Origin of the sequence: Vogesella sp. AC12 (genome assembly GCF_024437575.1) — a bacterium.
In the GTDB taxonomy this organism is placed as follows: Bacteria; Pseudomonadota; Gammaproteobacteria; order Burkholderiales; family Chromobacteriaceae; genus Vogesella; species Vogesella indigofera.
Genome location: NZ_JANFNU010000005.1, coordinates 12,925 through 36,097 on the forward strand (window position 1 = coordinate 12,925; position 23,173 = coordinate 36,097).

The following is a 23,173-nucleotide window of genomic DNA, read 5'->3' on the forward strand; positions in this document are numbered from 1 at the left end:
GGCTGGCTTTGTTTATTGAAGGGGGTTTTAAATGGATTTGAGTACACTCGATTTTGCCGAATTGCTGCAGCTGAAAAATGACGTTGATGTTGAGGTTCGCCGTCGCGAAGTGGAAGAAAAAGCCAAAGCCAAGAAACAGATTCTTGAAATTGCCAAGGCTTATGGCTTCAGTGTTGAGGATGTGCTCGGCGGCAAAGTGGCACCAACGGCCAGTGGCCGCAAACCGGTAGAAGTCAAATACCGCCATCCGAACGATGAATCGCTGACCTGGACCGGTCGCGGTCGCAAGCCGTTGTGGGTTGTCGCACTGCTGGATTCCGGTATTGATCTGGATAGCCTGCGCGTGTAAATCAGTTGACGGGTTGTGGATAGCAAAACGCCGTGTGCAAACACGGCGTTTTCTTTTGCAGCGGAACATTCACGATTCATTATAGAATGCGCTGGTAATGAGAGCCTGCTTGATTGTGTGAGTGCTTAACTTCGGTTTAGGTCATGGCAAAACTGGATTTTTTTTCGTTCGGCGATAAACGCAAATCCCATCCCCTTGATGACGTCAAGTCGGTAACCGAGTGGTACGCTGCGACCCAGCGGGAGTTTGCTGCCGGTAGCCATGACCAGATCACCAAGCTGCTGTCGCAGTTCAATCAGGACATCGACAGCCCGAGCGTCGCCACGCTGGAGGCCATCATCGAGCTGGACCGACTGGGGCACATCGTGCACCAGCAATTGTGCGCCCAGTATCTGAGCTCCAAGCTATTGCCTGCCATCGAGCTGCAGCAGCGGGCGCAAATCCTGTCCTATGGCCGCCAGCTGGTGGCTGCCTTCCAGCGCTTCATGAGTTTCGATCCCGAGGGTGAGGAAGCACCGCAGATCCGGCTGCTGTTGCCGCTGGTGATCGGCAAGATGCTGTTCTATCTCACCGAGAATACGCTGTGGCATTACTACCGACACGCCTCGCTGGACGAGGTGATGTGGAGCAATGTCAACCAGCTGTTCCGCTATGCCGAAGAGCAGGCCATTGATGCGGTGCCGTTGCAGCTGTTCCCCGGCGAGGCAACCACGACCATCCATGACCTGTATCTGGCGTTCCTGATGACCTCGCTGCTGAACAGCGGCAACCTGACTTCCCGCCAGATTCACTTCGCCTATCAACTGGCGCTGATGCTGTCCAACCGCATGACGCTGTCCCGCGACCTTTCCGGGGAAAGCAGTTTCATCGTCAATATCCAGCATGCGTCTCCGCCGAGTCGTGCGCACAATGTGCCGCAACTGCAGGGTATTCGCGTCTGGTCCACCACGGAGCTGGTTGATCAGCTGAATGCCTGGCTGGCGGTGTATGACGGCGGCACCACGCCGCAGGCGCTGCGCGAGCGTTTCAGCCGGGGTGTTGATCCGGGCCTGCTGCGCTTCCTGGTGCGGGAGTGGGCGGTCAAGCCGTTCCGCTTCGAGCGTGCGGAGCGGGTGCCGGTGGCCAGCAAGCAGCTGGAGGTTGGCCGCCTGCTGAGCGGGGTGCACCGGCTGGTGCGCGAGTATGAGGAATTCCTGGCACAGGGCGATCGCCAGGAAAGCCCGTCGGTCAGTGTCGAAGAGGTTGCCGAAATCCGCATTTACGGTTTCCTGACCGGGCGCCGTCGTGAAAAAAACGTGGCCCAGGACGAGGTGGTCAAGATCGCTACCGGCACCGAGCTGCAGCTGTGGGATATCGAGAACCAGAGCGACAGCGGTCTGGGAGTGTCCTTGCCGGCGGCAGGTGCGGAGTGGCTGTCACTGGGGGCATTGCTGGCGACGCGAGAGGCCGGGCAGCAGGCTTGGAGCCTGAGCATCGTGCGTCGCATCAAGCGTGACGACAAGGAGCGCATGTACCTCGGTTTGCAGCTGCTGAGCTCGCGGCCGGTGGCGGCGTACACCAAGGCGGAGAACGGTCGCAATGCCGATCCGACCCTGCCGGTCGGCATGGTGTGGAATCAGGGCGAGATCGCCCTGTTTGCCTCGGCGATGAAAGGCGGCGTGAAGTGCAATACCCTGCTGATTCCGCTGTTCAGCTACGCACACGGCAAGAAGCTGCAGATGTTTGCCAAGAACAAGGGCTTTCTGGTGGCGCTGGGGCGGGTGCTGGAAAAGGGCGCCGACTGGTGCCAGGTGGAGATCGAGCTGATCCGGCAGCTGTAGCCGCTGCCGCCAAATAAAAAGCCACGATGTGCATCGTGGCTTTTTTATTGCGTGTCGTGCTGCTTCAGCGCAGGTCTTTCAGCACGCCGTAAATGGCGCTCAGGCTGGCTTCGCCAAGACGCAGGCTGCGCTGGCCATTCCAGCCGAAGTCGTCGTCCGGCAGGTTGTCGTTGTCCTTGAACGGCATTTCCAGGGTATAGGCCAGGCAGTTGAACTGGTTGCCGACCCAGGCCGTCGCCATCGCAAGGTTGGCCGCACCGGGGGCGTCCTTGTCGTAGCCGTGCTCATCCTGGAAGTCGGGCGATGCCACGCGCAGTTGCTGCTTGAACGCGGTTTCCAGTGCCGCGATGCGCTCGTTGTAGCTGGGCACGCCTTCGGTGCCGGCGACAAACACGTACGGAATCGCCTCGTCGCCGTGGATATCGAGGAACAGGTCGACGCCGGTTTCCAGCATCTTGTTGCGGACATGAAACACTTCCGGACTGGTTTCCAGACTCGGATTCAGCCATTCGCGGTTCAGGTTGGCACCGGCGGCGTTGGTGCGCAGGTTGCCGAGAATGGCGCCGTCCGGGTTCATGTTCGGCACCACGTAGAAGGTGGCCCGGTCCAGCAGTGCGCGCGAAGTCGGATCCTGGGTGTCGAGCAGGCGGGTGAGCAGCCCTTCGACAAACCATTCCGCCATCGTTTCACCGGGGTGCTGGCGGGCGATGACCCAGATCTTGAGGTCGGACTCGACCTCGTGGCCGATGGTCAGCAGGTTGACGTCGCGTGCCTGCACCGTCGAGCCGAGATCGGATACCTGGCACAGGCCGGAGCTTTGCGCCATGCCGATCAGGTTCAGGTGCTGCTCGTGCGAGTACGGCTCGAAGTAGGCGTAGTAGATGCTGCCGGCCAGCGGAACGTGTTCGATCACCAGCTCGTCGCCGTCCAGATAGGTCGGCACGCGGAACCAGTTGACGCGATCGTAGGACGCCACCGCCTGGTAGTCTTCCCAGCCCTTGGGATAGGCCGTTTCCTTGATGTTGAGGAAACGCAGCTTGCACAGCTCGTAGGCGGCACCCTGCAGCCGGAAGTAAAACCATTGGGCAAAATCGGAGGCATTATCTTTGCGGATGCGAAGCTGAATGTCTTCAAAGTTATTGAGCGCGATAACCTCGATACTGCCGGCGTCGAAATTGCTGCTGATTTTCATGCTGCGGTATGTCCGTCTGTTACTGGTAGCCGGTTATTGTAACGCGTTGCGCTGCCGGCGGCACGCTTGCCGTGGCCGCGCGCGGCGCCATGAAAAAACCTGCCACGGGCTAGCGGTGGCAGGTTGTGCTGGCCATTGCGGCGCAATGGCGTATTTCAGGCTGCGGACGAGCGCTTGGCGGCGGTTTTCACGGCATCCACGGTGGCGCTGTTGGCGGCCTTGACGCTGGAGTCGGCAAACTCGGCAACTTGCTGTGCGGCCTTGGTCATCGAGTTGATCGCGGCGGCGCTGGCGGCGATGCCCGATTTCAGTGCGTTGACGGCGGTTTCGGAACCGGCAGGTGCATTCTTGCTCAGCAGGTCGATGTTGCTGATTACCGACTTGTTCAGCTCGTTGAAGTTGCTTTCCGCGATCTTGCCCAGTTCGGCCTGGGTTTCGGACACGATGTCGTACACGCTGCGCGAATTGGCGACAGCCTGTTCCAGATTCTGGGTGGCCAGCTTGTTCAGGCGGGTCAGGGCATCCTGTGGTGTTTTCAGGCTGCTCAGTTCGCGAGTCAGCTTGACGTTTTCTTCCAGCGACTGCTTGGACAGCTCGAAATTCAGCTTGACCAGGCGTTCAGTGCTGTCCAGGGAGATTTGTGCGGCGCGGAACAGTGCCTCAAAACCATTCAGGGACAGTTTGCTCAGTTGTTCGGTTGGATTGATCATTTGGGATACCCTCACTCGCTGTTGATGTAACTCGGTCTGGTCCGGTGTGTCGTCATTGTTGTTGTACTTTTTTTGTCGCATCATACCGGTCTGTTGCGCTGCACAATGACAATTTGATAGTAGCGTAACTTAGAAATCGGTGCCTAGAAGTTTTGCTCTACCGTGTTGCATTTATGATAATGTGGCGCCACACAACAGAAAAATAAGCTGGGAGTGTTACATGAGTGTTGAAAAACGGGTCATCAAGAAGTACCCCAACCGCCGTTTGTACGATACCGCCACCAGTTCCTACATCACACTGGGCGATGTGAAGCAGCTGGTGCTGGATAATGTGGATATCCAGGTTGTGGACGCGAAAACCCACGACGACATCACGCGTGGCGTGCTGCTGCAGATCATTCTGGAAGAGGAGAACGGCGGCTCGCCGATGTTCAGCTACGAAGTGCTGACCCAGTTCATCCGTTTTTACGGCCAGGCGATGCAGGGCATGATGGGGCCGTTCCTTGAGAAAAACCTGCAGCTGTTTACCCAGCTGCAGTCGCGCATGCAGGAACAGGCCAAGACCATCTACGGTGACAACCCGATGGTGAACGCCAAGATGTGGGGAGACTTCCTCAACTTCCAGGGCCCGGCGATGCAGAACATGATGACCAGCTATCTGGACCAGAGCACCAATATGTTCCTCGACATGCAGAACCGCATGCAGGAACAGGCGCGCACCATGTTTAGCGGCTTTGGCTTCCCGGCCTACCCGCCGAGTCGCGACGACGACAAGAACCCGCCGAAGTAGTTTTTTTCCCGCGCGGTTTTTTCTATAATGTGCAGTTCACAGCCGGACGTTGTTGCAACGTCCGGCTTTCTGTATTGAATTTCTTCAAGGTTGTGTCCCATGTCGCACGTTGCACCAAAAGTAGGGTTTATCAGTCTGGGCTGTCCGAAGGCGGCCAGCGATTCCGAGCAGATCCTCACCCGCCTGCGTGCGGAGGGCTATGAAATTTCCGGTACTTACGATGGTGCCGACCTGGTAGTGGTCAACACCTGTGGCTTCATCGATGCTGCGGTGCAGGAGTCGCTGGATGCCATCGGCGAGGCGCTGACCGAAAACGGCAAGGTGATCGTCACCGGCTGTCTCGGCGCCAAGGGCGACGTGATCCGCGACAACCATCCGTCGGTACTGGCCGTCACCGGCCCGCACGCCACCGACGAGGTGATGGGGCACGTGCACAATCACCTGCCGAAGCCGCACGACCCGTTCGTGGACCTGGTGCCGGACATCGGCGTGCGCCTGACGCCGAAGCACTACGCCTACCTGAAAATTTCCGAAGGCTGCAACCATCGCTGCACCTTCTGCATCATCCCGTCGATGCGCGGCGACCTCGACAGCCGCCCGATCCAGAACGTGCTGGCGGAAGCCGAGAACCTGGCGAAGGCCGGCGTCAAGGAGCTGCTGATCATCTCGCAGGACACCTCCGCCTACGGTGTCGACGTCAAGTACAAGCTGGGCTTCCATAACGGCCGCCCGGTGAAGACGCGCATGACCGAGCTGTGCGAGGAGCTGGGCAAGCACGGCATCTGGGTGCGCCTGCACTATGTCTATCCGTACCCGCACGTCGACGAAGTGATTCCGCTGATGCGCGACGGCAAGATCCTGCCCTACCTGGACATTCCGTTCCAGCACGCCAGCCAGAAAATCCTGAAGCTGATGAAGCGGCCGGCCAACAGCGACAACGTGCTCGGCCGCATCAAGAAGTGGCGCGAGATCTGCCCGCAGCTGGTGATCCGCTCCACCTTCATCGTCGGCTTCCCCGGCGAGACCGAAGAAGACTTCGAGGAGCTGCTGGCCTTCATCCGCGAGGCGCAGCTGGACCGCGTCGGCTGTTTCACCTACTCGCCGGTGGAGGGTGCGGCCGCCAACGAGCTGCCGGACCCGGTGCCGGATGCGGTGAAGGAAGAACGCAAGGAGCGCTTCATGGCGGTACAGGCCGAGATCAGTGCCGCAAGGTTGGCCGCACGCATCGGCCAGCGCCTGCAGGTGCTGGTCGACGAGATCGACGAGGAAGGCACCGCGGTCTGCCGCAGCTACGCCGATGCGCCGGAGATCGACGGCCTGGTGTTTGTCGAGGACGCGGCCGGCCTTGCGGTCGGTGATTTTGTCGAGGTTGAAATCGTCGATGCCAGCGAGCACGACCTGTGGGGCGAGCGCGTGTAAACGCTCCCCGCTGATGGCCAACGCGGCGCAAGGTGCAGACCTTGCGCCGTTTTTATTCCTGCTCAGTTTTTTTGAACATGGGCTGCAGATTTTTGTGCTTTTTTATCGAATGGCCGGTTTGTATAGTGTTTCCATCAACCCCAGACCAGGAGCCACCCCATGACCGACCCGCAATGGCAATCACGAACCGTCGAACAGCAAGTCAGCGGCATGCCGACTTCGGACGGTGCCGGCGTCAAGCTGACGCGCGTACTGACGCAAAACCTGCAGCGGCGGCTGGACCCGTTCCTGATGCTGGATGAATTCCGCTCCGACAATCCGGGCGACTACATCGCCGGTTTCCCGTCGCATCCGCACCGCGGCTTCGAGACGGTGACCTACATGCTGGCCGGGCGCATGCGCCACCGCGACAGCGGCAATAACGAAGGCCTGCTCGGGCCGGGCGGCGTGCAGTGGATGACTGCCGGCCGTGGCGTGATCCATTCCGAGATGCCGGAGCAGGAGGACGGGCTGATGCACGGCTTCCAGCTGTGGATCAACCTGCCGGCGGCGCGCAAGATGATCCCTGCCGCCTATCGCGACATCCCGGCGGCGGAGATTCCGCTGCTGCAGGAGGCGGACGGCGTGGCGGTGAAGGTGATCGCCGGCCAGTACCGTGCGCAGGTAGGGGCGATCCGGCAGCCGGACACCGAGCCGCTGTATCTCGACCTGCAGCTGCCGGCGGGCGGCACGCGCGACATCGACATCGCCGCCGGCCACAATGCCTTTGTCTACGTCTACCACGGCAGCGTCAGCATCGCCGGCGTCAGCGTGCCGCAGCAGCGCATGGCGATACTCGGCAACAACGGTGACGGCGTGCGCCTGCACAGCGACGACGGTGCCAGCGTGCTGGTGCTGTCCGGCCAGCCGCTGCGCGAGCCGATCGCACAGTACGGCCCGTTCGTGATGAATACGCGCGCCGAGTTGGAGCAGGCGTTTGCCGACTACCAGCAGGGCCGTTTGGCTTGATGCAGCACAAGGTTGGCCGCAGGTGTTGCGGCCAACCTTTTTTCCATTTGATTGATGCGGAGTTTTTCCATGAGTGCCATCAGCCAGCGTATTGAACCGCGCCAGCAGGACATCGGCTTTGTCGTGCGGCGCCTGTTGCCGGTGCGCGGTATGCGCAGTGTCGGACCATTCGTGTTTCTCGATCACATGGGGCCGGCGTATTTCGTCGCCGCCGGCACCGCTGGCGACGTGCGCCCGCACCCGCACATCGGTCTGGCCACCGTGACCTACCTCAGCCAGGGCGCGATGATGCACCGCGACAGCCTGGGCACGGTGCAGCGCATCGAGCCGGGCGCCATCAACCTGATGGTGGCCGGGCGCGGCATCGTCCATTCCGAGCGCATTCCGGCCGACATCCGTGCCGCCAGCGTGGCAGTGGAGGGGCTGCAGATGTGGCTGGCGCTGCCGCAGACGCTGGAGCGTTGCGAGCCGGCGTTCTATCACTACCCGGCGGCCGTGTTGCCGCAGCATGACTTCGAACGTGGCAGTGTGCAGCTGCTGATCGGTACCGCCTTCGGCATGGTGTCGCCGGTGAAAACCTTTGCCCCGACACTGTATGCCGCCTGGCAGTTGCAGGGCGGCGGCGTGCTGTCGCTGCCACAGGACGTAGCCGAGCGCGCGCTGTACCTGATCGAGGGCGAGGTGCAGGTCGACGGTGAGGTCATCCGCGCCGGCGAATTGGTGATATTGTCCGACAGTGCGCGCGAGTTGCGTGCCAGCGCCTGCGTGCAGGGCGTGCTCTTTGGCGGCGCAGCGCTGGATGGGCCGCGCTACCTGGACTGGAACTTCGTGGCCAGTGACAAGGCGCTGCTGGCGGCGGCGCGGGACGATTGGCAGGCCGGCCGCTTTGCCATGGTGCCCGGCGAGAGCGAGTTCATCCCGTTGCCGGTGTGAGCGGCGGGGCGGGCGACGCCGAACGACGGATCAGGCTTTTGTCATGAATGGGCGGGTTTTTGCGTGAAGGAATAACCCTGCTTGTGGTAAGATTATTTCCTATTAATCATTATCAAATGACGGTGTTCAGTATAAATAGTTACTGCACCGTCTAACGAATGTCTGGAGCTGATTGCGTGTCGTTTTCCCGGTCCGTCGAGTCTATCCTGTCACGCCAGGTACTGAGCTGCCTGCCCACCGCCACGGTGAGCGAGGCGGCTTTTGCCATGTGCCGTGAGCGCTGTGGCGCCATTATCGTGATGGACGAGGGCGGGCGGCCGGTCGGGGTGTGGACCGAGAGCGACGCGGTCCGGCTGGACCTGCAGCAGCCGGGGGTGGCCTCGACGCCGGTGGCGGCGGTGATGTCGTCGCCGGTGCGCACCATTGCCGCCAATGCCACCATCCAGGAAGTCACCGCGCTGCTGCACAAGCAGCGCATGCGCCATCTGGTGGTGACCGAGCCGGGCGGCGACCGCGTGATGGGCGTGGTGTCGACCACCGACATCGTCATCAATCAGGAAGCCGAGTTTTTCCTGCGCCTGAAGCGGCTGGACGCGATGGTGCATGTGCCGCTGGCCACCATCGCCGCCGGTGCCGATATCGGCGCCGCCACCCGGCTGATGCGCGAGCACAAGGCCGAGGCGCTGGGCGTGACCTACGCCGACGGCAGCTGGGGCATCCTCACCCAGCGCGACATGCTGCAGCACCTGGCGCAGCCGCGCGGCGGTCTGACGGTAGCCGATCTTGCCAGCCATCCGCTGCGCACGGTGCCAGTGCACATGACCCTGCTGGCCGCGCGCAAGGTGCTGCTGGAGCACCAGCTGCGCCATCTCGGCGTCACCGACGGCAGCGGCCAGCTGCTGACCATCATCGGCATGTCCGACATCCTCGCCACCATCGAGCAGGAATTCCTCGCCGAGCTGCATCACGCGCTGCGCGAGCGCGACGAGGCGCTGCTGCGCTCACGGCAGAGCCTGCTGATGGCGGACAAGGTGTTCGAGTCGACGATGGAGGGCATCGTCATCACCGACAGCAAGGGGCTGATCCAGTCGGTCAACCCGGCGTTTTCCCGCATCACCGGCTACTCGCGCGACGAGGCGATCGGCCATACCCCGGCCTTGCTCAAGTCCGGGCGTCAGTCGGCGGATTTCTACGAGCACATGTGGCGGCAGCTGAAAAGCGACGGTTTCTGGCAGGGCGAGGTGATCAACCGCCGCAAGAACGGCCTGCTCTATACCGAACACCTGACCATCACCGCCATCGGCGACGATCAGGGCGTGACCCAGCACTACGTCGCGGTGTTTGCCGACATCACCCAGCGCAAGCAGGCGGAGGAGCGGCTGCATTTCCTCGCCAACCACGATGCGCTGACCGGGCTGCCCAACCGCACCCTGTTTGCGGAAAAGCTGCAAGCGGCGGTGGAGCAGGCGCGCGAGCAGCAGCAGCGCTTTGCACTGATGTTCATCGATCTTGACCGCTTCAAGCTGATCAACGACACGCTGGGGCACCAGGCCGGCGACGAGCTGCTGGTGAAAATCTCGCAGCGGCTGCAGGAAGAGGCGCCGGGCAGCAGCACCGTGGCGCGCCTGGCCGGGGACGAGTTCACCATCCTGCTGCCCAATAGCGGCAGCCTGACCACGCTGGCCAGCATGGCGCAGGACATGCTGGACAGCATTACCGGCGAACTGGTGCTGGGCGGTAACAGCAAGGTATTTGTCTCCGCCAGCCTCGGTATCGCGGTATTTCCCGACGATGGTCGCACCGCCGACAGCCTGCTGGTCAATGCCGATGCCGCGATGTACCGCGCCAAGAACCGCGGCAAGAACACCTTCCAGTTCTACACCGCCGACATGAATGCCAGTGCCATGGCACGGCTGAAGCTGGAGTACAGCCTGCACCGCGCGCTGATCAAGGACGAATTCCAGGTCTGGTACCAGCCCAAGGTCGATCTCGCCAGCGGTGCGCTGGTGGGCATGGAGGCGCTGATCCGCTGGCAACATCCGGAAATGGGCTTTGTGCCGCCGGTGGAATTCATCCCGGTGGCCGAGGAGTGCGCGCTGATCGTGCCGATCGGCGCCTGGGTGCTGCAGGAAGCCTGCCGCCAGACCAAGCTGTGGGCCGACCGTTGCGGCTTTGGCGGCCGGGTGGCGGTCAACCTGTCCGGGCGCCAGATCAAGTTCGGCAATATCGTGGAAACGGTGGCGCAGGTGCTGCAGCAGACCGGGCTGCCGCCTTCGCAGCTGGAGCTGGAGATCACCGAAAGCACGGCGATGGACAGTGACGGCGAGGTGATGAAGGCGCTGGAAGGACTGCGCGCGATGGGCATCACGCTGGCGATCGACGATTTCGGTACCGGCTATTCCTCGCTGGCCTACCTCAAGCGCCTGCCGGTGCAGGTGCTGAAGATCGACCGCTCCTTCATCAAGGATCTGGATCGTGACAAGGACGATGCCGCCATCGCCTCGGCGGTGATTTCGCTGGGTCGCAGCCTGGGCTTGTCCATCGTGGCCGAGGGCGTGGAAAGGCCGGCCCACCGCGAGTTCCTGATCGGTCAGGGTTGTCATCAGGCACAGGGCTACCTGTTCGGCAAGCCGCAAACCGCCGCCGACTTCCAGCACCTGCTGTGCTAGCCGTCCCCCGCCGGGGCCGGACGCAAAAAAGCCGACGCAATGCGTCGGCTTTTTGCTGCAAGGTTGGCCGCAACGCTTGCGGCCAACCTTGGCGCGGGGTCAGCCGCCGATCTTGTCCTTGCCGCCCATGTACGGACGCAGTACCGCCGGGATGGTGACCGAACCGTCGGCGTTCTGGTAGTTCTCCAGTACCGCCACCAGCGTGCGGCCCACCGCCAGGCCGGAGCCGTTGAGGGTGTGCACGTAGCGGTTCTTGCCGTCGGCGTCCTTGAAGCGCGCCATCATGCGGCGCGCCTGGAAGTCGCCCATGTTCGAGCAGGAGCTGATCTCGCGGTAGGTGTTCTGCGCTGGCAGCCACACTTCCAGGTCGTAGGTCTTGTGCGAGCCGAAGCCCATGTCGCCGCTGCACAGCGTCACCACGCGGTACGGCAGTTCCAGCGCCTGCAGGATCACCTCGGCGTGACCGACCATCTCTTCCAGCGCGGCGAAGGAATGATCCGGATGCGCGATCTGCACCATCTCCACCTTGTCGAACTGGTGCTGGCGGATCAGGCCGCGGGTGTCACGGCCGTAGGCGCCGGCTTCGGAGCGGAAGCACGGCGAGTGGGCGGTGAACTTCAGCGGCAGTTCGTCGTGCTTCAGCACCGACTCGCGCACCATATTGGTCATGGTGATTTCCGAGGTGGAAATCAGGTACTGCGCCTGGGCCGCTGCTTCGCCGCCACGCTCGACACGGAACATGTCCTCGGCGAATTTCGGCAGCTGGCCGGTGCCGTACAGCACGTCGCTGTTGACGATGTACGGGGTGTAGGTCTCGCTGTAGCCGTGCTTGTCGGTGTGGGTGTTCAGCATGAACTGCGCCAGCGCGCGGTGCAGCTGTGCGATCTGGCCGCGCAGCACGGTAAAGCGGGCGCCGGACAGCTTGGCGCCGGTCTCGAAATCGAGGCCCAGCGGGCTGCCGACATCGACGTGATCCTTGACTTCGAAGTCGAACTCGCGCGGCGTGCCCCAGCGGCGGGCTTCCACGTTGCCGCTTTCGTCGGCGCCGGCCGGCACCGATTCGTGCGGCAGGTTGGGGATGGTCAGCAGCCAGTTGTCGATGCGGTTCTGTACCGCGGCGAAGGCTTCTTCGGCGGCCTTCAGCTCGTCACCCAGCGACGCGACCTGCGCCATGATGGCGGACACGTCTTCGCCGTTCTTCTTGGCGATGCCGATCTGTTTCGAGCTGCTGTTGCGCTGCGATTGCAGTTCCTGCATGCGGGTTTGCAGGGACTTGCGTTCCGCCTCCAGCGTGTTGAAGGCGTCGGTTTCCAGGGTGTAGCCACGGCTGGCCAGACGGGCCGCCACTTCATCGATATTGCTGCGCAGCAGTTGAATATCCAGCATTGTTTTCAGTCCTGTATTTCTGTCTCGGGTAGGGTGTGGCCGGCAACACGGCACGCGCGGGTCTCGCTCGCGGCCGCGGTTGCGCCCGCCGGCACAAAGTTTCCCCGCAAGTTTACCGGCAGCAGGGGGCAGTTGTCCCGTTTTGCCGTGCCGCCGGCGTGTGGCTGGCAGTCGAAAAAGTGGCCGCACCGCCGCTAAGAGCATGGATTGCAGGGCCATTGCGCAGGGCTTATGCCGGAAAGATTAAAGTAACATGCAAACGTTATGTAATACTTGTAACGGATATTAATGATTGATTTTGAATGTCAGGGGAAAAACGTGTCCAGAGCTCATGTTATGGCCTTGTGCCTTGCGGCCGCGGTGGTGACCGGTTGTGCGCTGCCGAAAGCGAATCAGGGGGTGTCTGTCAGCCAGACCACGCGGGGGGTCGAAATCCGCTCTTCCGATTCCATCCTGTTCGACTCCGGCCAGTACGAAGTGAAAGCCTCGGCGCGGCCGTTCCTCGATCAGGTGGCCGGCCTGCTGACCTCGCGTACCAAGAGCAATGTCCTGATCGAGGGCCATACCGACAGTGTCGGTGGCCGCGACTTCAACCAGGACCTGTCCGAGCTGCGCGCCTTGTCGGTGATGAAGGCGCTGGTCGATCGTGGCGTGCCCAAGACGCGCATCAAGGCGCTGGGTTACGGCATGAGCCGGCCGCTGGCGGACAACGCGACCGAAGCCGGTCGCCAGATGAACCGCCGCACCGACATCATCATCCTCGGCGAGCGGCAGGAAAACCTGGGGCAGGATCCGTTCAAAGGCATGATCGACAGCGTGGTCAGCTTCGGCAAGGGCCTGTTCAAGTAATTCAATGCCACGGCACTCGCCGGCGAGTGCCGTTTTCATTTTGCAAAGTAAGGAATGTTCATGGCTGATTGCCCCGCCTGCCACGCCGTCAATCGCGACAGTGCGCGTTTTTGTCTGAATTGCGGTCACGCGCTGCAGTCCGTACCGGCCGCGCCGCCAGCGGCGACGCCGGTCAGCGACAGTTGTGCCTGCCCGGCCTGCGGCGAGGAAAACCGTGCCGGCCGCAAGTTCTGCAAACACTGCGGCAGTGCCATGTTGGCCGCAACAGATAGCACACAAGAGACGCCACCCGCTGCGCCAGTTGCCGCCACCGTGCTCACCACTGTGGCGGCGGCTGCCGATGTGCCAGCCAGTGCCGCAACCGGAGCGGTCGCGGCTGCCGTGCCGCTTGAACCTGTTGTCGTTGCAGTCCGCGACGTGGCCGCGTCGCGGACGGACGAGGAGGGCAGCCAGCCTGCGCTGACCAGCGCCGAACCGGCGCCTCTTGCTACGGAGGTGGTCGTGCCGGAAGCGGCGCCGATGACCGCGCCGGCCGCGGCGCATGTGACCGTCGAAACCATCACCAGCCGTGAGCCGCTGGCGCCGGTCGTTGTCGCTGAGCCAGCACCGGACAGTGCCGCCGCGCCAGTGGTGCCTGTCGCAGTGCCGGTCGCCAGCAACGAGCCGTCTTCGCTGGAAACGGCGGTGGTCGTTACCGAAGCCCTCGCGCAGCGTGAGCCGGGGCCTGAGCCAGTATTTGCGACGGCGGCGGCTAGCGAAGTGCCGACCACTTCGCCGTCCGTGGCGGTGGCCGCGGAAAGCATGGTTGCCGTCGCGGTGGTAGCGAGTGCCAGCGAGCAGCCTGCGCCTGTAGGCGTTCCTGCCGCTGTGGCGGCTGCCGGTTCGGTGGGCGAGGGCATAGCGCAGCCTGCGCATACGCCATCCCCTGCGGCGGATGCCAGCGCGGTGGCGCTGCGGGTCGAAGCGGCGGTGGCCGGTGCGGCGCAGGTGTCCGCGGCAATCGACAGCGCAGTGGCAAGCTTGGCCGCCGGCGCGGTCACAACGGCGACCCCGGCCGATGCACCCGCCACGAACCTGCCAGAGACGCCCGAAGCGGAACCCAGAGTCTCATCGGCGCCGGCTGCGGCCACGTTTGCGCCGGCACCCGTCGCCGGCAATGGCAACAGCGCATTGCCGACTACATCAAGCGTCGTAGCGGAGGCGGCCAATCCCGCCAGTACCGTTGCGGCCAACGTTGCGACGGCCATGGCGCCGGTGGCACGACCGTGGTGGCACTGGGCGCTTGGCGCCCTGCTGCTGGGCATGGTGGCGGCCGCGGTGATGCTGAGCGGCGTGTTCAGCAGCGGCGCTCAGCCGGCGTCGACGGCGGCCGCGTCGGAGCCGGCCGCGATTGCCTTGCAGCCGGGCACCGGTCCGTTGCAGGAACAGACCAAGCTGCCGGCCGGCAGCAGCGCCGCAGCGGCGGTGGCGCCAGTGGTGACGCCGGTCGTCGCGGCCCCGCCAGTACAGAGCCCGGCGTCAGAGCCGATCCCGGCGCCGGCGCCGGCGAACGATGAACTGGCTGTGCCCCAGCCGATGCCGGAGATCAAGCCGGCGACCAAGCCTGCTGCTGTGGCGCCGGTCGCCAAGACCGCACCGAAGGACGAGGCGAAAGCCAGCAGCCAGCATGATGAAATCCGGCGCAAGAAAGAAGAACTGAAACGACAACTGGGCCTGCAATAAGCCGCTCACTGCCATAACTGGAGAATGATCCTGATGAAAATGTCGCAGCAACTTAAAAATACCGGCTCGCTGCTGGATGCTACCGAGGCACTGGGCAACTGGCGGGCACTGGCGCTGTTTGCGGCCAGCCTGTTGGGGGCGGCGCTGGTGTTTGGCGTGCTGGCCCTGACCCAAAGCAGTTTCGGCCTGTTCCTGGGGGCGCTGCTGTCGTGGCTGGTGGCGTTTTATGGCGTCAATGCGGTTGGCATCATGCTGATGGATGCCAGTCGCAGCGGACAGTCGCGCCAGATGGCGGCGGCGGTGATGGCGTCGCTGTTCAGCAGCCACCGCCTGCTGCTGGTCGGGCTGGTGGCGCTGGGTGGCATGCTGTTGCTGCTCTTGCTGGTCGCCATCGTGCTGCTGCTGTGCAAGATTCCGCTGCTGGGGCCGCTGCTGTTCACCTTTGTGCTGCCGCTGAGCGCCTTGCTGCTGGGCTTTGCCTTTTTCGCGCTGGCCTACGTGTTCTACCCGCTGGCGGCGTCGGCAGTGTGGAGCGGTGCCTCGGTGCGGGAAACGCTGGTCAATCTGCTGGCGATCGCGCGCCAGCGTCTGGTGTCGGTGGTGGTGAAGGAGCTGGTGCTGGCGCTGGTGGTGCTGGTGTCGGCCGGCATCATCGGCGGTATCGTGTTTTCCGGGCTGGGCATGGTGATGAGCATGTCGGCCGGCATTCTGGGCGGCATCGGTGGCCTCGGCATGCAGTCGATGGCGATGATGGCAATGGGCGGCATGGGGGAGGGCGGTGGCTATGTCATCGCCGGCGGACTGGGTTCGTCGCTGCTGCTGGCTGCGGCGATGATCGTTCCGGGGTTGATTGCGCTGCAGGGCTGCTGCCAGATCTACCTGTCGTCGATTGACGGGCTGGATGTCAGCGCCACCGAGCAGGAACTGGCGCGTCGCCAGCAACAGCTGGAGCAGAAGACGCAGCAGATCAAGCAGAAGATCGAGGAGCAAAAACAGCAGCTGGCGACACCGGCACCGGTTGCCGCCGCCAACACTGCCATGGCGCTGCCGCATTGCCCGCACTGCAAGGCGCTGTTGGAAGACGCCGACGACCGCTTCTGCGGCGAGTGCGGCAAACCGGTAAAGGACGACTGATGAGCCGCTTTTGCACCCAGTGCGGCACGGTCAACGAAGCCGACGCCCGTTTTTGCGACGCCTGCGGCAAGCCGCTGAAGCCAAGAGCGGCGGCGCCAGCGCCGGAGGCGAAGCCGTCCGCTAGCGCGGCGACCGAGCTCGACGCGCCGCTAACCCCGGCGTTGCCGGCCCGCCGCCTGCCGTGGCCATGGCTGGGTGGCGGGGTCGCGCTGTTGCTGCTGCTGGCCGCGGCGGCTTGGTACTGGTTGCAGCCGCAAGAACCGTCCCGGGAAGTGTTCATGGCGGCGATCAACCAGCATCTGGCCCAGCACGATGCCGATTACCGGCGCAAGGTGTGTCTGCGCAATCTGCCTTATGGCAAGCAGTCGCTGGTGACCAGTCCGTTCGACCAGGCGAGCAACGCCTGGCTCGGCGAACTGGTCAAGGCCGGCCTGTATGCCGCGCCGCAAAAGATCAGCAACGGCTTTTTCGGCGAGCAGCTGGAATACCAGCAGACCGATCTGGCGCGGACGGCGGTGGTGGACGGCCGTCTGTGTGTCGGCAGCGGCATCGAGGCGGTGACGGTGACGCAGTGGTCGCCGCCACAGGCCATGGGCGAGCTGCTGGTGTCGCAGGTGCGCTACGACTTCCAGCCGCGTCAGCCGGTGGCGTGGCTGACGCCGGCCATCCGCCGCGAGCTGTTTGGCGAGGCGGGCAAGGGCGAGGCGCGCATCATGCTGCTGCGCAAGGATGGCCGCTGGCAGGTGGCCGACGATGGCGAGCGCCAGGCGCTGGAGGCGGCGGTCTTCATGCAGGCACTGGCCAAGGAAGGCATCGAGCGGGCCGGCGAGCAGGCCGGCACCGGCCTGAAGGCGTGGCTGGGCCGCCTGTTCGGCCCGGCGGAGCCGTCGGCGGACGACATCTGGCAGGCATTGCTGGATTACTCGCCGTTGCTGGCCAGCCAGCAGCAAGGCTACGCCAAGCAGGACTGCACCGCGCTGGCGCAGCAGCCGGACACCTTCAGCTGCCGCATCCGCGTTGGCGGCGGCAGTGAGCGGGTATTGCTGTCGAAGAACGGTGACGGCGCCTGGCAGCTGCGCTTGCCATAAACCGTTAACGGCTGCCGTCCGGTTCTGGACAGCCAGACAGCAAAGCGCCGTGTTTCAGTGTTGAAACACGGCGCTTTGCACTGGTTCTGGCGATTTTGCCGGCCGCGGCGGGCGAGTTACGGCTTGCCCGGCAGGCCGCCGGCGACGGCATCGCTTTCTGCCGGGCTATTTGGCGTCTTCGTCGAGCTGGCGCAGGAAGGCCAGCTTGTCGGCGATCTTGCTTTCCAGTCCGCGCGGCACCGGCTCGTACCAGCGTACGTCTTCCAGGCCTTCCGGTAGATAGGTTTCGCCGGCGGCGTAGCCGTGCGGTTCGTCGTGGGCGTAGCGGTAGTCGTGGCCGTAGCCCAGCTCCTTCATCAGCTTGGTCGGTGCATTGCGCAGGTGCACCGGCACCGGGCGCGACTGGTCCTGCGCCACAAAGGCACGCGCCGCGTTGTAGGCCTTGTAGCCGGCGTTGCTCTTGGCGGCGATGGCGAGGTAGATCACCGCCTGCCCCAGCGCCAGCTCGCCTTCCGGGCTGCCCAGCCGCTCGTAGGTGAGCGCGGCGTCGTTGGCGATCTGCATCGCGCGCGGATCGGCGAGGCCGATGTCTTCCCACGCCATGCGCACGATGCGCCGCGCCAGATAGCGCGGATCGGCGCCGCCATCCAGCATGCGGGATAGCCAGTACAGCGCGGCGTCGGGGTTGGAGCCGCGTACCGATTTGTGCAGCGCGGAGATCTGGTCGTAGAACGCGTCGCCGCCCTTGTCGAAGCGCCGCGCGTTGACGCTGAGCACCTCGCCAAGGAAGGCGCTGTCGATGCGGCCAACCTTGCGTGCCAGTGCCGCGGTGCGGGTCTGTTCCAGCAGGTTGAGGAAACGGCGCGCGTCGCCGTCGGCGTAGCTGGCCAGTGCGTCGCGGGCGTCGTCGTCAAACTGCAGTCCGTCCAGCGCGCCCTGCGCCGCGGCGCGACGGAACAGCGCCAGCAGCTCGTCCCGGCTCAACGATTGCAGCACGTACACCTGCGCCCGCGACAGCAGCGCGGCGTTGACCTCGAACGACGGGTTTTCGGTGGTGGCGCCGATGAAGGTCAGCAGCCCGGATTCGACGAAGGGCAGAAAGGCGTCCTGCTGGCTCTTGTTGAAGCGGTGCACCTCGTCGACGAACAGGATGGTGCGGCGACCGCTGCGCTGTAGCGTGGCGTGGGCGCGTTCCACCGCCTCGCGGATGTCCTTGACGCCGGACAGCACCGCCGACAGCGGGATGAAGTCGGCGTCGAAGGCGCCGGCGAGGATGCGCGCCAGCGTGGTCTTGCCGACGCCGGGCGGCCCCCACAGGATCATCGAGTGCGGCACTTGCGCCTCGATCGCCATGCGCAGCGGCTTGCCGCTGCCGATCAGGTGTTGCTGGCCGATGACGTCGTCGAGCGAGCTTGGCCGCAGCGCTTCGGCCAGCGGCTTGTGGGGTTCTTTGGCAAACAGGTCGTTCATGCGCTGATTTTACGTGCAAACCGGTATTTGTGCCGCGCTGATCGCGTGGCCATGCACGCCGCTGGCATGGCGGCGGGCAAGCAATGCTAGAATCCGGCGACTGTACCCCCACCCTGCGAGTTTTCCGGCCATGACCCCGATGTTGTCCCTGTTTGTGAGCAAATACCTGTTCGTGCTGGCGGCGCTGCTGCCGATCATCAACCCGCCCGGGCTGGTGCCGTTTTTCATCTCGCTGACCTCGCACAACAGCAATGCGCAGCGCGCGTTCCTGGCGCGGCGGATCGCGATCTACTGCTTCCTGCTGCTCTTGGGCAGCATGTATATCGGTGGCGTGGTGCTGGAATTCTTCGGCGTGTCGCTGCCGGTGGTGCAGGTGTCCGGCGGCCTGCTGATCACCATCGCCGCCTGGCGCATGCTCAACGACGCGCCGGCGGAGGCATCGCCGCAGCTGGCGCAGGGCGAGCACCGCGAGGCGCTTAAGCAGCGCGCGTTCTATCCGCTGACTTTCCCGCTGACGGTGGGGCCGGGCTCGATTTCGGTGGCGATCACCATCGGCGCCTCGCTGACCGGCACCGGTTCCGCGCTGGCGCGCTACACCATCGCGCCGGTGGCCAGCCTGGCTGCGGTAGCCACCATTTGCTTGGCGATTTGGGTGTGCCTGCGCAATGCCGACAAACTGTTCCGCTATCTGGGGCAGACCGGCTCGGTGGTGTTCCTGCGCCTGACCGCCTTCATCCTGCTGTGCCTGGGGGTGCAAATCATCTGGATGGGACTGAGCGGCCTGCTGGAGCCGCTGCTGGCGGTGCGGCGCTAAGGTTGGCCGCAAGCGAATGACAAGGCGCGCTACGGCGCGCTTTTTGCTGTCCGTGTACGGACAACCTCGCGCAATTTCATGACCAGGATCACCGATGACAGCAGTAGGGTCAGCGCGTTGGCCAGCACCACCGGCAGCGCCGCGATGGACAGGCCGTACAGCAACCAGGTGGCGGTGCCGCACACGAACATCAGGTACATCGACAATGAAATGCTGCGCGTGTCGCGGGTGCGCAGGGTATGCAGCACTTGCGGCAAGAAACTGCCGGTGGTGAGCAGGGCGGCGAGATAGCCCAGTTGCGTGGTGTCCATGGCGTGCTACCGGAGAGGTCGGGTGGGGAGTGAAAGGTTCGCCGTCCATTCTGCGATAGCGGTGCTTGTAAGCGAAGCACTACATCGCCGCGGCGGCAGCGGAACAGGCTGTGCTGTTGCGGCGCCGGCAGTGAGGGGTACAATGCGCGGCTTGCCTCGTCCGGAATGCTATTGATGTTGACTTTGTCGTTTTTGTGCGCGTTTGCGTTTCTTGCCGGCCTGATCGACGCCGCCGTCGGCGGTGGCGGCCTGATCCAGATCCCGGCGCTGTTCAATGCGCTGCCGAATGCCTCGGTGCCGGCGCTGTTCGGTACCAACAAGATGGCCTCGGCGATGGGCACGCTGTCGGCAGCCCGTTCCTACCTGCGTCAGGTCACCATCCCGTGGCGGCTGGTGCTGCCGGCGGCGGCGGCGGCGTTCGTGATGTCGTTTGCCGGCGCGGCGGCGGTGAGCCTGATCCCGGCTTCGGTGATGCGGCCGCTGGTGCTGGTGTTGCTGATCGTGATGGCGGTGTACACCTTCCGCAAGAAGACCCTAGGCGCGGTGCACGCGCCGGTGGCGATCGGCCGCCGCGAGCTGGTGGTCGGTGTACTGATCGGCGCCGCCATCGGCTTTTACGACGGCCTGTTCGGGCCGGGTACCGGTAGCTTCCTGATGTTCCTGTTCGTGCGCTTTTTCGCCTTCGACTTCCTGCACGCCTCGGCCTCGGCCAAGGTGGTCAACCTGTCGACCAATATCGCGGCGCTGAGCTTCTTCATCCCGACCGGCAACGTGCTGTTCGGCTACGCGCTGCCGATGGCGGTGTGCAATGTGGCCGGCGCCATGGTCGGCTCGCACATCGCGATGCGCAAGGGCGCCGGCTTCGTGCGCATCCTGTTCCTGCTGCTGGTCAGCGTGCTGATCCTGAAGCTGGCCTACGACATGCTGAAGTAAGCGGCTAGCGCGTTGCGGCCAACTGCTGCAGGCAGGCCGGGCACAGGCAGTCGCCGCCGCCGTCGGCGCTGGCAAGCGGCGGCAGCGTCATGCACCAGCAGCCGCCGTTGTCGCCGCCGGTGCCGCAGTGGAACGCCTGGCCGCAACGGCGGCAGTTCAGCTCGCGCAGCGGCAAGGGCTGGTGCAGGCTGGCGATGCGCTGCAAGGCCGCCTGTTTCTGTGCGTTGCTGGCCGCGGCCCAGCCGCTGATCTCCGCCAGCGTGCGCAGGCAGCCGGTGCAGTAGCGGCCGCTGGCATCGAGCTGGCATTGCTTGACGCAGGGCGAGACGATGTCGTCAGGCATCGCCGTCGCTCCTCTCGCCAGCAAACACGACATGCGCCAGCAGCAGCTGGCAGGCGCTGTCGCTGTGCAGCTGCAGCGTGCCGGCATGCTCCCGCCACAGCAGGTCGAACTGCTGCAGCGTGTCGCTAGTCCCGTCGCTACTCACCGTCACCGCGTCCCCCTGTGCCACGAACAGCAGCAGCGGGCCGTCGTGCGCCAGTGTCAGGCTGCCGTCGAGTGACAGCCGTTCGGCACGGTGGTGGCACTGGCTGCGACGGGTCATGATGTTGAAATCGCGCACCTTGCCGGCCTGGCGCTGGCTGCTGATCGGCCACTCGCCGGCAAAGTGCAGCAGCGGGCTGTCCGCCTGCAGCGTGGCCAGTGGCGCACCGTCGCGCTGCAATTGCAGGCCGCCGCCTTCCAGCAGCGTCAGGGTGCGGTCGATGCCGTCAAAGCGCGAGAACGGGCCGTCGCTGTCGACATCGGCGACGCTGACGCGCAGCGCAAAGTCGTCAAGGTTGGCCGCAGCAGGGCGGATCAGCAGCTGGCGGGTGATGCCGCCGCCGTTCTTCCACGGGCTGGGCGGGCAGGCGGCAAAGCGTACGATGTGCATGAGGGTCGGTGCCGGACACTAAGGAAAGGCGCGATGGTAGCACGCGTTCACCGCCGACCGCAGCGGGCAGGGTGCTGCCGCGCAAGGTTGGCCGCAATGGTCGCCGCGCCGGCTGGCATCGTGCCGACCGGGCGGAATTGACACAATGCTGCCCCGCTGTGGCTATCGGCTGCGCGTGGCCGGCCGGCATCGCCGCCAACAGGGCAGGATGTGCCGCCATGACGCGTATCGGCGCAAGCCTGCCGCACAAACGTCAAGCTGCTTGCCGCAGCGCGGCGCGATGCCTCGTGATAGACTTCTGCATCCGGATTTTGTCACCCTGTCTGCCGGCCGGTGGCTACCCGTACACCGCCGGCAGCAAGCAATTCAACACTTTGGAGCCCCGCATGTCCTCTTCGATCTTCGCCGCCGTGGAAATGGCGCCGCGCGACCCGATTCTTGGCCTGAACGAAGCCTTCAACGCCGATACCCGTCCGACTAAAGTCAACCTGGGTGTCGGCGTTTATTACGACGACAACGGCAAGATCCCGCTGCTGGCCGCCGTGAAGGCCGCCGAAAAGGTGCGTCTGGAAGCGATGCCGCCACGCGGCTACCAGCCGATCGAAGGCCCGGCCACCTACACCTCCGCGGTACAGAACCTGCTGTTCGGCGCCGACAGCGTGCTGATCGCCGCCGGCCGCGTGGTGACCGCCGAAGCGCTGGGTGGTACCGGCGCCCTGAAGATCGGTGCCGACTTCCTGAAGCGCCTGAATGCCGATGCCAAGGTCTACATCAGCGACCCATCGTGGGAAAACCACCGCGCGCTGTTCGAGTCCGCCGGCTTCACCGTGGAAAACTACCCGTACTACGACGAAGCGACCCGTGGCGTGAACTTCGAGGCGATGAAGGCCTTCCTGCTGGGCCTGGACGCCGGTTCCGTGATTGTGCTGCACGCCTGCTGCCACAACCCGACCGGCGCCGACATGTCCGACGCCCAGTGGGCGGAAGTGGTGGAAGCCTGCCGCAGCCGCGGCCTGGTACCGTTCCTCGACATGGCCTACCAGGGCTTCGCCGACGGTATCGAGGCTGACGCGGTGGCGGTGCGCCTGTTCTCCGCCTCCGGCCTGCAGTTCTTCGTGTCCAGCTCCTTCTCCAAGAGCTTCTCGCTGTACGGCGAGCGTGTCGGCGCGCTGTCCATCGTGACCGAAAGCAAGGAAGAGTCTGCCCGCGTGCTGTCGCAGCTGAAGCGCGTGATCCGCACCAACTACTCCAACCCGCCTATCCACGGCGGTGCGGTGGTGGCGGCAGTGCTGTCCAGCCCGGAACTGCGCCAGCAGTGGGAAGACGAACTGGCCGGCATGCGCGAGCGCATCCGCGCCATGCGCGTGGCCCTGGTGGAAGCGATCCAGGCCCAGGGCGTGGAACAGGACTTCAGCTTCGTGATCAAGCAGCGCGGTATGTTCTCCTACACCGGCCTGACCGTGGCCCAGGTCGAGCGCCTGAAGGAAGAGTTCGGCATCTACGCCGTCTCCACCGGCCGTATCTGCCTGGCCGCACTGAACAGCAAGAACATCGGCTACGTGGCCGAAGCGATTGCCAAGGTGGTCAAGGCCTGATTACGCCGGCCGGCTTCACCACGAAAAACCCCGCTGTCTGACAGCG

The 23,173-nt window shown here is 64.2% G+C and carries 21 protein-coding genes; 14 read left to right on the top strand and 7 right to left on the bottom strand.

All coding sequences use genetic code 11. From position 1 onward, the window contains the following. Nucleotides 1–31: 31 nt before the first annotated feature. Together NOM55_RS09590 and NOM55_RS09595 are read left to right on the top strand one after the other, a co-directional pair. On the top strand, nt 32–349 hold the full coding sequence (locus NOM55_RS09590; protein ID WP_047967430.1) for an H-NS family nucleoid-associated regulatory protein: 318 nt from the start codon (nt 32–34) through the stop codon (nt 347–349). A 143-nt stretch (nt 350–492) separates the two neighbouring features. Continuing rightward, nucleotides 493–2,169 (top strand): hypothetical protein, encoded by a 1,677-nt coding sequence (locus NOM55_RS09595; RefSeq protein WP_255908402.1) that lies wholly within the window; start codon nt 493–495, stop codon nt 2,167–2,169. Between the two features lie 64 nt (nt 2,170–2,233). On the opposite strand, the gene NOM55_RS09600 is transcribed toward NOM55_RS09595, so the two are convergent. Together NOM55_RS09600 and NOM55_RS09605 are read right to left on the bottom strand one after the other, a co-directional pair. Next, the gene (locus tag NOM55_RS09600) at nt 2,234–3,361 is read right to left on the bottom strand and encodes a M14-type cytosolic carboxypeptidase (RefSeq protein ID WP_120811026.1); all 1,128 of its coding nucleotides are present in this window, start codon (nt 3,359–3,361) and stop codon (nt 2,234–2,236) included. Between the two features lie 155 nt (nt 3,362–3,516). Next, nucleotides 3,517–4,071: a phasin family protein gene (locus tag NOM55_RS09605; protein ID WP_120811028.1), complete on the bottom strand. Its 555-nt coding sequence runs from the start codon at nt 4,069–4,071 to the stop codon at nt 3,517–3,519. 220 nt (nt 4,072–4,291) lie between these two features. Between NOM55_RS09605 and phaR the strand changes: the two genes are divergently transcribed. The 5 genes from phaR to NOM55_RS09630 all read left to right on the top strand — a co-directional run bounded on the left by phaR (nt 4,292) and on the right by NOM55_RS09630 (nt 10,890). Then, a complete protein-coding gene (gene phaR / locus NOM55_RS09610; RefSeq protein ID WP_047967434.1) occupies nt 4,292–4,861 on the top strand; it encodes a polyhydroxyalkanoate synthesis repressor PhaR in 570 nt (189 codons plus the stop codon). Nucleotides 4,862–4,960: 99 nt separating this feature from the next. Next, nucleotides 4,961–6,280, top strand: coding sequence for a 30S ribosomal protein S12 methylthiotransferase RimO (rimO, locus tag NOM55_RS09615; protein WP_255908403.1), 1,320 nt, complete (start codon nt 4,961–4,963; stop codon nt 6,278–6,280). A gap of 159 nt (nt 6,281–6,439) precedes the next feature. Beyond that, nucleotides 6,440–7,288, top strand: a complete 849-nt coding sequence (locus NOM55_RS09620; RefSeq protein WP_255908405.1) for a pirin family protein — start codon at nt 6,440–6,442, stop codon at nt 7,286–7,288. A gap of 69 nt (nt 7,289–7,357) precedes the next feature. Further along, nucleotides 7,358–8,221 carry a pirin family protein gene (locus NOM55_RS09625; protein WP_255908406.1) on the top strand — a complete coding sequence of 288 codons (864 nt, stop codon included), beginning with the start codon at nt 7,358–7,360 and terminating at the stop codon, nt 8,219–8,221. Nucleotides 8,222–8,397: 176 nt separating this feature from the next. After that, nucleotides 8,398–10,890: an EAL domain-containing protein gene (locus tag NOM55_RS09630; protein WP_255908407.1), complete on the top strand. Its 2,493-nt coding sequence runs from the start codon at nt 8,398–8,400 to the stop codon at nt 10,888–10,890. Between the two features lie 99 nt (nt 10,891–10,989). Here NOM55_RS09630 and serS read toward each other — a convergent pair whose 3' ends face one another. Continuing rightward, a complete protein-coding gene (serS, locus tag NOM55_RS09635; protein ID WP_255908408.1) occupies nt 10,990–12,276 on the bottom strand; it encodes a serine--tRNA ligase in 1,287 nt (428 codons plus the stop codon). A gap of 336 nt (nt 12,277–12,612) precedes the next feature. Between serS and NOM55_RS09640 the strand changes: the two genes are divergently transcribed. The 4 genes from NOM55_RS09640 to NOM55_RS09655 are packed head-to-tail and all read left to right on the top strand — an operon-like array spanning nt 12,613 to nt 17,069. Next, on the top strand, nt 12,613–13,125 hold the full coding sequence (locus NOM55_RS09640; protein ID WP_255908409.1) for an OmpA family protein: 513 nt from the start codon (nt 12,613–12,615) through the stop codon (nt 13,123–13,125). Between the two features lie 60 nt (nt 13,126–13,185). Continuing rightward, nucleotides 13,186–14,847 (top strand): zinc-ribbon domain-containing protein, encoded by a 1,662-nt coding sequence (locus tag NOM55_RS09645; protein ID WP_255908410.1) that lies wholly within the window; start codon nt 13,186–13,188, stop codon nt 14,845–14,847. Nucleotides 14,848–14,871: 24 nt separating this feature from the next. Further along, nucleotides 14,872–15,981: a zinc ribbon domain-containing protein gene (locus NOM55_RS09650; RefSeq protein ID WP_120811045.1), complete on the top strand. Its 1,110-nt coding sequence runs from the start codon at nt 14,872–14,874 to the stop codon at nt 15,979–15,981. Next, on the top strand, nt 15,981–17,069 hold the full coding sequence (locus tag NOM55_RS09655) for a zinc ribbon domain-containing protein (protein ID WP_255908411.1): 1,089 nt from the start codon (nt 15,981–15,983) through the stop codon (nt 17,067–17,069). The genes NOM55_RS09650 and NOM55_RS09655 overlap by 1 nt, the downstream gene beginning before the upstream one ends. Nucleotides 17,070–17,234: 165 nt before the next feature. Here NOM55_RS09655 and NOM55_RS09660 read toward each other — a convergent pair whose 3' ends face one another. Further along, on the bottom strand, nt 17,235–18,539 hold the full coding sequence (locus NOM55_RS09660; RefSeq protein ID WP_255908412.1) for a replication-associated recombination protein A: 1,305 nt from the start codon (nt 18,537–18,539) through the stop codon (nt 17,235–17,237). A 139-nt stretch (nt 18,540–18,678) separates the two neighbouring features. On the opposite strand from NOM55_RS09660, the gene NOM55_RS09665 reads away from it, so the two are divergent. Next, nucleotides 18,679–19,353: a MarC family protein gene (locus NOM55_RS09665; protein WP_053068126.1), complete on the top strand. Its 675-nt coding sequence runs from the start codon at nt 18,679–18,681 to the stop codon at nt 19,351–19,353. Between the two features lie 29 nt (nt 19,354–19,382). Here NOM55_RS09665 and NOM55_RS09670 read toward each other — a convergent pair whose 3' ends face one another. Then, a complete protein-coding gene (locus NOM55_RS09670; protein WP_255908413.1) occupies nt 19,383–19,664 on the bottom strand; it encodes a SemiSWEET transporter in 282 nt (93 codons plus the stop codon). Between the two features lie 174 nt (nt 19,665–19,838). Between NOM55_RS09670 and NOM55_RS09675 the strand changes: the two genes are divergently transcribed. Then, on the top strand, nt 19,839–20,597 hold the full coding sequence (locus tag NOM55_RS09675) for a TSUP family transporter (RefSeq protein ID WP_047967142.1): 759 nt from the start codon (nt 19,839–19,841) through the stop codon (nt 20,595–20,597). Nucleotides 20,598–20,601: 4 nt separating this feature from the next. On the opposite strand, the gene NOM55_RS09680 is transcribed toward NOM55_RS09675, so the two are convergent. Both NOM55_RS09680 and NOM55_RS09685 read right to left on the bottom strand, forming a co-directional pair. Next, nucleotides 20,602–20,940, bottom strand: coding sequence for a cysteine-rich CWC family protein (locus NOM55_RS09680; RefSeq protein WP_255908414.1), 339 nt, complete (start codon nt 20,938–20,940; stop codon nt 20,602–20,604). After that, nucleotides 20,933–21,532, bottom strand: coding sequence for a HutD family protein (locus NOM55_RS09685; RefSeq protein WP_255908415.1), 600 nt, complete (start codon nt 21,530–21,532; stop codon nt 20,933–20,935). Before NOM55_RS09685 ends, NOM55_RS09680 begins: the two co-directional genes overlap by 8 nt. A gap of 386 nt (nt 21,533–21,918) precedes the next feature. Between NOM55_RS09685 and NOM55_RS09690 the strand changes: the two genes are divergently transcribed. Further along, nucleotides 21,919–23,127, top strand: coding sequence for an amino acid aminotransferase (locus tag NOM55_RS09690; RefSeq protein ID WP_255908416.1), 1,209 nt, complete (start codon nt 21,919–21,921; stop codon nt 23,125–23,127). Nucleotides 23,128–23,173: the final 46 nt, after the last annotated feature.

Excerpts from the sequence above, each read along its gene's own strand:
- NOM55_RS09590 (WP_047967430.1), top strand. The coding sequence starts at position 32 with ATGGATTTGAGTACACTCGATTTTGCCGAATTGCTGCAGCTGAAAAAT.
- NOM55_RS09595 (WP_255908402.1), top strand. The coding sequence starts at position 493 with ATGGCAAAACTGGATTTTTTTTCGTTCGGCGATAAACGCAAATCCCAT.
- NOM55_RS09600 (WP_120811026.1), bottom strand. The coding sequence starts at position 3,361 with ATGAAAATCAGCAGCAATTTCGACGCCGGCAGTATCGAGGTTATCGCG.
- NOM55_RS09605 (WP_120811028.1), bottom strand. The coding sequence starts at position 4,071 with ATGATCAATCCAACCGAACAACTGAGCAAACTGTCCCTGAATGGTTTT.
- phaR (WP_047967434.1), top strand. The coding sequence starts at position 4,292 with ATGAGTGTTGAAAAACGGGTCATCAAGAAGTACCCCAACCGCCGTTTG.
- rimO (WP_255908403.1), top strand. The coding sequence starts at position 4,961 with ATGTCGCACGTTGCACCAAAAGTAGGGTTTATCAGTCTGGGCTGTCCG.
- NOM55_RS09620 (WP_255908405.1), top strand. The coding sequence starts at position 6,440 with ATGACCGACCCGCAATGGCAATCACGAACCGTCGAACAGCAAGTCAGC.
- NOM55_RS09625 (WP_255908406.1), top strand. The coding sequence starts at position 7,358 with ATGAGTGCCATCAGCCAGCGTATTGAACCGCGCCAGCAGGACATCGGC.
- serS (WP_255908408.1), bottom strand. The coding sequence starts at position 12,276 with ATGCTGGATATTCAACTGCTGCGCAGCAATATCGATGAAGTGGCGGCC.
- NOM55_RS09640 (WP_255908409.1), top strand. The coding sequence starts at position 12,613 with ATGGCCTTGTGCCTTGCGGCCGCGGTGGTGACCGGTTGTGCGCTGCCG.
- NOM55_RS09645 (WP_255908410.1), top strand. The coding sequence starts at position 13,186 with ATGGCTGATTGCCCCGCCTGCCACGCCGTCAATCGCGACAGTGCGCGT.
- NOM55_RS09650 (WP_120811045.1), top strand. The coding sequence starts at position 14,872 with ATGATCCTGATGAAAATGTCGCAGCAACTTAAAAATACCGGCTCGCTG.
- NOM55_RS09655 (WP_255908411.1), top strand. The coding sequence starts at position 15,981 with ATGAGCCGCTTTTGCACCCAGTGCGGCACGGTCAACGAAGCCGACGCC.
- NOM55_RS09660 (WP_255908412.1), bottom strand. The coding sequence starts at position 18,539 with ATGAACGACCTGTTTGCCAAAGAACCCCACAAGCCGCTGGCCGAAGCG.
- NOM55_RS09665 (WP_053068126.1), top strand. The coding sequence starts at position 18,679 with ATGTTGTCCCTGTTTGTGAGCAAATACCTGTTCGTGCTGGCGGCGCTG.
- NOM55_RS09670 (WP_255908413.1), bottom strand. The coding sequence starts at position 19,664 with ATGGACACCACGCAACTGGGCTATCTCGCCGCCCTGCTCACCACCGGC.
- NOM55_RS09675 (WP_047967142.1), top strand. The coding sequence starts at position 19,839 with ATGTTGACTTTGTCGTTTTTGTGCGCGTTTGCGTTTCTTGCCGGCCTG.
- NOM55_RS09680 (WP_255908414.1), bottom strand. The coding sequence starts at position 20,940 with ATGCCTGACGACATCGTCTCGCCCTGCGTCAAGCAATGCCAGCTCGAT.
- NOM55_RS09685 (WP_255908415.1), bottom strand. The coding sequence starts at position 21,532 with ATGCACATCGTACGCTTTGCCGCCTGCCCGCCCAGCCCGTGGAAGAAC.
- NOM55_RS09690 (WP_255908416.1), top strand. The coding sequence starts at position 21,919 with ATGTCCTCTTCGATCTTCGCCGCCGTGGAAATGGCGCCGCGCGACCCG.